9 protein-coding genes and 1 pseudogene are annotated in these 6,649 nt (G+C 67.7%); 5 read left to right on the top strand and 5 right to left on the bottom strand.

Features of this window, described 5'->3' with window-relative positions; genetic code table 11:
• Positions 1–165 precede the first annotated feature (165 nt).
• Positions 166–423: a hypothetical protein gene (locus tag IE182_RS22100; RefSeq protein ID WP_190111616.1), complete on the bottom strand. Its 258-nt coding sequence runs from the start codon at positions 421–423 to the stop codon at positions 166–168.
• Between the two features lie 167 nt (positions 424–590).
• Here IE182_RS22100 and IE182_RS22095 point away from each other — a divergent pair, with 167 nt between their 5' ends.
• Positions 591–1,868, top strand: a complete 1,278-nt coding sequence (locus tag IE182_RS22095) for an NsdA family TPR-like regulatory protein (RefSeq protein ID WP_190111615.1) — start codon at positions 591–593, stop codon at positions 1,866–1,868.
• On the top strand, positions 1,865–2,419 hold the full coding sequence (locus IE182_RS22090) for a GNAT family N-acetyltransferase (protein ID WP_190111614.1): 555 nt from the start codon (positions 1,865–1,867) through the stop codon (positions 2,417–2,419). The genes IE182_RS22095 and IE182_RS22090 overlap by 4 nt, the downstream gene beginning before the upstream one ends.
• Before the next feature lie 437 nt (positions 2,420–2,856).
• Here IE182_RS22090 and IE182_RS22085 read toward each other — a convergent pair whose 3' ends face one another.
• From IE182_RS22085 to IE182_RS32190, 3 genes are all read right to left on the bottom strand, one after another.
• Positions 2,857–3,357 carry a hypothetical protein gene (locus IE182_RS22085; RefSeq protein ID WP_190111613.1) on the bottom strand — a complete coding sequence of 167 codons (501 nt, stop codon included), beginning with the start codon at positions 3,355–3,357 and terminating at the stop codon, positions 2,857–2,859.
• Positions 3,358–3,440: 83 nt separating this feature from the next.
• Positions 3,441–3,950 carry a hypothetical protein gene (locus IE182_RS22080; RefSeq protein ID WP_190111612.1) on the bottom strand — a complete coding sequence of 170 codons (510 nt, stop codon included), beginning with the start codon at positions 3,948–3,950 and terminating at the stop codon, positions 3,441–3,443.
• Between the two features lie 199 nt (positions 3,951–4,149).
• On the bottom strand, positions 4,150–5,142 hold the full coding sequence (locus IE182_RS32190; protein ID WP_229845012.1) for an AICE element replication initiation protein: 993 nt from the start codon (positions 5,140–5,142) through the stop codon (positions 4,150–4,152).
• Between IE182_RS32190 and IE182_RS32185 the strand changes: the two genes are divergently transcribed.
• The 3 genes and pseudogenes from IE182_RS32185 to IE182_RS32840 all read left to right on the top strand — a co-directional run bounded on the left by IE182_RS32185 (position 5,131) and on the right by IE182_RS32840 (position 6,117).
• Entirely contained in the window at positions 5,131–5,250 is a 120-nt protein-coding gene (locus IE182_RS32185) for a hypothetical protein (protein WP_229845011.1), read from the top strand. The genes IE182_RS32190 and IE182_RS32185 overlap by 12 nt on opposite strands.
• Positions 5,202–5,747, top strand: a pseudogene (locus tag IE182_RS32180) (site-specific integrase); the annotation flags it as partial. The gene IE182_RS32185 and the pseudogene IE182_RS32180, both read left to right, overlap by 49 nt.
• A 151-nt stretch (positions 5,748–5,898) precedes the next feature.
• On the top strand, positions 5,899–6,117 hold the full coding sequence (locus tag IE182_RS32840; RefSeq protein WP_373303594.1) for a tyrosine-type recombinase/integrase: 219 nt from the start codon (positions 5,899–5,901) through the stop codon (positions 6,115–6,117).
• 20 nt (positions 6,118–6,137) lie between these two features.
• Here the strand turns inward: IE182_RS32840 and IE182_RS22065 are convergent, their stop codons facing one another.
• A complete protein-coding gene (locus IE182_RS22065) occupies positions 6,138–6,626 on the bottom strand; it encodes a YajQ family cyclic di-GMP-binding protein (RefSeq protein WP_190111610.1) in 489 nt (162 codons plus the stop codon).
• Positions 6,627–6,649 lie beyond the last annotated feature (23 nt).

Below are 6,649 nucleotides of genomic sequence, written 5' to 3'. Positions count from 1 at the left end.
CGACGCACCATGACGGACTCCTGCCCGGGAGAACGGCTGATCCACCACACGGGCAAGAGCCATCAGACACTGCCTAGTAGCCGTGGTGCGGGTCTCCGGCAACGGCCAGCGGGACGACGACGGCAACACACAGACAGATCCAGATGAAGACCGCGAAGCGCTGTCTCACGCGTTGTTCCCGAGCCGACGCACGGACGCGACGTCCACCCGCCACTCGCACCCGCCACCGGGCGGGAGCAGCCACACGCACGACGGCGTCTCCTCGACCCCGAACGGCTCACCGACGCCGTGCACGATGCCCTCGCGATCCCCGGCGACGTCGATCACCCGCGCGCCGAGCCGCAGCCACTGCGGCAGACCCTTGATGTGGTCACCGCTAGCCTGCGCCGGCCCTCCGGCGTGCGCTCTTACGGACTTGCTCACGTCTTGCCCCTTCGCTGGCGTAGCTCGAAGTGGTGCACAACCAGTGCACTGCTCGAGCGGGCGCTGCGGGCGTCGCGAGACCGGACGTTTAGGCGGACGTTTTCGGGGTCGGCGCAGGCATCAAGTCATTACGGTGTGGAGGGAATCCGCGGTCGCGAGGAGAGCGCATGGCGGGCAAGACGATCAGCAAGCTGACGCAGTCACGCCGGGCCGCCGGGTACACGCAAGCGTCGTTCGTGGCGGCGTTCCTCGAGGAGGCTGCGCGCCTCGGGGTCGCGGCTTCCCTCAGCGAGCGGCAGCTGCGCCGGTGGGAACGAGAATCGCCGCCGCCCCTGCCGCACCCGGGCCAGCAGGCCGTACTGGAAGCCATGTTCGGCGTGCCGCTGGCCGAGATGGGGTTTGACGTCCCGAGGCATCGCGTGACGGTCGCAGTGCCGATCAGCGACGCTGGAGAGGTGAAGCGGAGAACGTTCGTCGCCGATGCTGGGGCACTCGCCGCAGCGACCCTTGTTCCTGTTCGACCGGGGCCGCGGATCGGTACGTCCGACGTTGTCCGTCTGTGGTCGAGGCTCGACGGCTTGTACCAGACGGACCACACGGTGGGCAGCGTGCCGGCCATGACGCAGGCGGGCCGGATCGAGGGTGAGATCACGGAGGCTCTCGGCGCCGCCTCGTACACCAGCCGCATTGGTCGCGAGTTACAGACGATGCTTGCTGAGCTGCACGGCCACCGGGCTTGGTACGGCTACGACAGCGGGCGCATTGATCAGGGGCGCGCCGCCTGCATGGAAGCGCTCGCCGCGGCGCAACTTGTCGACAATCCGTTGCTACAGATTTCCGTGCTCGAGACGCTTGTGCTTCTCGCGATCAAGGCGGAGCGAGCGTGGGAGGCGGCGAGCGCGGTCGAGAACGCGTACCAGCTCGCCACGCGCGCGGGCGCCGGTCACACGGTGCACCTGGTGATCGCGCTGCGGGATGCGAACGTCGCGACCCACGCGGGAGACTTGTCCGGGGCGCGCCGCGCGCTGAGTCGGGCCGTCAGTCACCAGGGACGCGCGGACACGGATTCCGAGGTGCCGAAGTGGGCCCGGTTCGTCGGCCCGTTTGAGGTCGACTACGCCACGGCAGACATGTACGTGCGGGCCGAGCAGCCGAAGCAGGCCGTGCCGTTCCTCCGCGCCGCTGTGCGCGGCATCGGCGGCGACCTGGCTCGCAACAGCGCCTCGTACCGCGTGAAGCTCGCAGGTGTACTTCTCGCCGCCGGGGAGGTCGACGAAGCTTGCGCGGAGATGGGCGCTGCTCTCGACGCGTCCAGCGGTATCGCTTCTCCACGGCTGCTGGGCAAGATCCGAGGGTTCCAGCGGGCCGCGGCCCGGGTCGACAGCATCGCGGCCCGTGAGTGCGGCGAGCGCATCCGCGAGACCGTCCGAGGAGGCACCACATGACGCAGCAAGGGGCCATCACGGTAGAGCGCATGAACGGCTCTGCTGCCGCGGGGGCCGAGGAGGCGTTCAGGCTGGTTTACGCCGAAGCGTTCGCAGAGCCGCCGTACAACGAGACTGCGGACGACGTGGCAGCCACCTTCCGGCGCTTTCGCTCTCAGACCCGCAAAGGCACCTTCCGTGCTGCCCTGGCCCGCGCCGAGGACGACGAGCCGGTCGGCATGGCGTACGGCTACCCACTCGGTCCCAACACGGGGTGGTGGGACCAACTGACCGATCCCGTGTCCGACGACATGCGGAGGGAAGACGGGCACCGCACCTTCGGGCTCATGGAACTCGCTGTGCGCGGACCGTGGCGCCAGCAGGGCATCGCGCACCGCTTGCACGAGACGCTGCTCGACGGCATCGAGGCTGAGCGCGTGCTGCTCAACGTCCACCCGGACAGCAAGGCAGCGTCGGCCGCTTACCGGGCGTGGGGGTACCGCAAGATCGGCGAGGCGCGCCCGTGGGAGGGCGCGGACCTCCATGACGTGATGCTGCTCGACGTGCGCTGAGCGAGTACGGGCGCCTCGCGCGCGTAGGAGCAAAGCGACCGGTCGCACCGGTCACCCCTCACGCCTCACGCGCGCGCCCGCGCGAGGCTCGACCGGTCGCGGCACGATGTGGGTGGGGACGATGGGGACGTGAGGGACGCTGTTCCCTGTGTCCCTCTCTCCTTCTCCTCACTCCGCTGACTGAGACAGAGGGGAATGGGGCTGGAAGCGTCCCCAGCGTCCCCCATGCTCCATGGTGTGCCTGTCGTTCTGATGCGAGCGCTGCGCCGTGGGGGGGGGGGGGGGGGACACATGGTGCACGGCGCGTCCCCTGCCGTCCCCCGAGCGTCCCCCGCTCGTTCCCAGGACGCAGCAGCGCCCCACCGGGAGCTTGCCCGGCACGGGCCTGCATTTCCGCCCAGTAGGGCGCCGCGCAGTCGGTGCCCGTTTCGAGAACGTCACAGTCCGAGATCCATGATTTCCCCGCACGTGGCCTGTCCAGAGACCGATGCTGTCGTGCTGGCGTGACGAATCCAGGTGAGGGCGCTGGTTGTGATCCACGTCCATGGCTTGGCCACTGGCGAAACGCCGACATGGGCACCGAATTGATACGACATGAGCCGGAGAGCCTGGACGTGGGCCATGCCATCGGCCGTCAGCTCAGGCAGCGAGGCGAACAGCTCATGATGCGGGCGCGTATGGACCGCCTCGGCGACAGCAGCAGCGCTGATCCTTCGTAGGTCACTGGCAGCAGAGACCGGCCGGTCGAAACTGATCGAGTGGAGGGCCAGGCAGACAAGTGCCTGAGCTTTCGGGTCAATGGCCTCAGCGTTCGTCTCCCAGTCCTGATACCGGCGGTGGAGCCGCTCACGCAGAGCTGCATCACGCATGGCCAGGCCGAAGACGTGAGAGCCGAAGCCTTGGCAGAACTGCCACCGCTGCTCATCACTGATCGTCATTTCTGGCCTCCGGGCGCTGGGGGAGCGAGTGCTGACTCGCTCCCCCAGCATTCCGGTGACATGCGGAGACGTGAAGGGGATGTTCAGGCACACCTGACGTTCAGGAGAGAGCTGTCCGCATAGCCAGTCTTCTGGGACCTACCATCCGAGATCGTGACCCAGGTCCTCGACATGTAGCTCCAGTTGACGTCACTCGGCTGACAGTGACGGAAGGTCGCGGTACTGCTGCGGCTGGGAGGCGGGCAGCCGTAGTTCACGGATCCCGCAGCGAGCACTTCGAAAGTTCCGGGCCCCGGGTAGTACCTCATCAGGTCTGTCTCGGTACGGCAGGTCTGCGGCTGGCGAGAGCAACTCGTGAGCGCGCCGGTCGCCACGACGGCCGACCCGCTGTAGTTGGGCTTGTAAGCTCTTCCCTCGCAGGTGATGACATCGTTGGAAGCGCCCTTCTCGTCGCCCAACGTGATGGTGAACGTTGTCACTGGAGCGCCTGTGGGATCAGGCTCGGCAAGAGCCGGACCAGCGGCAAAGACCAGCAGGATTGCGGTGCCGGCCATGCTCAGCAACGACCGCCAGAGCTTGGTTGCCTTGCTCACTGTTCTCCCCTCGTAGAGTGGCGTGTGCCACGGAACTTCGGGTGGGACATGTGCAGCACGAGCGCTCGAACTCTAGTGCGTCAGTGAGGGGCGGACCTTCTGTTTTCCGGCCGAGTCGCCCACGGCAACCAAGTCCGGACGCGACTGCGCCCCGGGCGGCGAGAGCGCTATGCCGGGGCACGTTCGGATGCCGGGCAGGTCATGACGGCGGGGTGACGGTGACGCCCCACACTTTGCCGTTCTTGTTGCTGCCCGACGTGCGCGCCACGTGGATGCCGCGGGCGCGGAGCGCAGGGGCGACCTGGCGAATGCGGGCGCTGAGGACGGCAGGTGTCTTTGGCCAGCCGTCGGCGAGGCTGCGCCCGTCGCTGCCGAGCAACCGGTGCAGCTCGGCCATGGTCCCCTGCCAGCCGCCGGCCGGGAAGGCAGACGAGCCAGTCCAGTCACGCAGGGCGCCGGCGACTGGGTGCCCGTCGAGGACCGCGTCGTTCAATGCGTCTTGCGCGCCGTTGAAGGCGGCGAGGCTGTGCCAGCCGGTGACGCGGTCGAGGGCGTGCAGCAACTCGGCGAAGTCGGCGAGCCGCGGGCGTTCGGCGAGGTCGGCAGCAGCGTGCGGAAGGTCGGCCCATACAGCGGCGGCGAGGTCGAGCAGCGCGCCGAGGATGCGCGGGTGCGCCTCTTCGTACGTGGCCCACAGGGCGCCGGCCGTGCGTCGCTTGTGGCGCGGGATGGGTTGCAGCTCGAGCGGCATCATGCGCTCGGCGAGATCATTGCGCAGCGCACCGAGGCCAATGCCGGTGAGTGGCACTGGGCGTTGGTAGGTGATCACGTTCACGTCATCGTCGGTGTAGAAAGCGCGGGTCACCTGCGCGTCGCCCGTGACGACGCGGCACAGTGCGCCGACCACACCAGCAAGACGCGCAAGCTCGTGCCCAGCGGCGAGCACGGCAAGGGCAAGCGGTGGCAGGTCCGTTGGCGCGACGCCAGTGGGAAGCAACGCAAAGAGAACTTCGACAAGCGGAGCATGGCCGACACCCGCGCGGCGACCATCGACGCTGACCTCGCCCGCGGCCTCTACGTCGACCCTGCCGCGGGCAAGGAGAGCTTTCGGGCTGTCGCTGAACGCTGGCGCACCTCGGCTGTTCACCGCTCGACAACGGCATCGCGCGTCGAGCGCGCCCTGCGCAATCACGTCTACCCGACGTTCGGTGACCGGCCCGTCGCGAGCATCCGTCCGTCGGAGATACAGGCGTGGTCAAGGACCGTGCACAGGTGCTCGCCCTGTCCACGCTCCGGGTGACGTACGCGTACCTCGTGAGCGTGCTGCACACGGCCGTGCGTGACCGGATCATCGCCGTGAACCCGTGCGACGGGGTGAGGCTGCCGGCGAAGCGCCGTACCGAGATCGTGCCGCTGCACCCGGACCTCGTCCGCGCTCTGATCGACGCGGCTCCGGCCTGGTATCGGTCCCTCACCCTGCTTGCCGCAGCGTCCGGGCTGCGCCAGGGCGAGGTGTTCGGGCTGGAGGTCGAGCACGTCGACTTTCTGCGCCGCGAGGTGAGGGTGCAGCAGCAGCTCATAACCCCGGAGGAAGGTGCGCCCTACCTCGGTGAGCCGAAGACGCACGAGAGCCATCGCACTGTGCCGCTCGCCAAGTCAGCCGTTAACGCTCTTGCGGCGCACCTCGAGCGGTATCCGGTCGTCGAGACGGAAATCGAGGACCGTACGAACCCGCGTAAGCCGCGCAGGCGTAAGGCTCGACTGCTCTTCCTCAACGAGCACAACGAACCGGTTCGGCGAGACGGTTGGGCTCACGTCTGGCGGCGGATGGTGGGCAACGCGAACAAGGCGCTCACTGCGGCGCACGGTCGCGCTCACGCGGCGTGGGTCAAGAAGGGGAAGCCGGAAGGCAAGGCACCTGAACTCTTGCAAGTCCCCGAAGGCGAGCATGCACGACCTGCGCCACTTCTACGCGTCGCTGCTGATCAAGCACCGCGAGAACGTCAAGACGGTGCAGAAGCGGCTCGGCCACGCCAAGCCGTCGATCACGCTCGACACCTACACGCATTTGTGGCCGGACGACGAGGACACAACGAGGGCCGCCGTCGAGGAAGTCCTCGGCGATGTGCCCCCGTTGTGCCCTCCCCGCCGCGCCTATGGCACATAAGTGCAGGTCGGAGACCCAGATCAGCGGTAGTTGACGAACTGGACCGCGAAGTCCAGTTCCTTGCCCTTGAGCAGCTGCTGGACGGCCTGCAGGTCGTCGCGGCTCTTGGAGGAGACGCGGAGCTCGTCGCCCTGGACCTGGGCCTTGACGCCCTTGGGGCCCTCGTCGCGGATGATCTTGGCGACCTTCTTCGCGTTCTCCTGGGAGATGCCCTCCACGATCGTCGCGAAGAGCTTGTACTCCTTGCCGGACGGCTGCGGCTCGCCGGCGTCCAGGGCCTTCAGGGAGATGCCGCGCTTGATCAGCTTGGACTGGAAGATGTCGAGAACCGCCTTGACCCGCTCCTCGGCGTTGGCGCGCATCTCGATCTTCTCGCCCGACCACTCGATCGAGGCGCCGACGCCCTTGAAGTCGTAGCGCTGCGAGATCTCCTTGGCGGCCTGGTTGAGGGCGTTGTCGACCTCCTGCCGCTCGACCTTCGAGACGATGTCGAAACTGGAGTCGGCCATATTGAGTTGGCTCCTCGTACGTA

This window comes from Streptomyces cinnamoneus (assembly GCF_014650495.1).
In the GTDB taxonomy this organism is placed as follows: Bacteria; Actinomycetota; Actinomycetes; order Streptomycetales; family Streptomycetaceae; genus Streptomyces; species Streptomyces cinnamoneus.
Note: the sequence above shows the minus strand (reverse complement) of the source record. Positions and strands in the feature narration are given on the sequence as shown.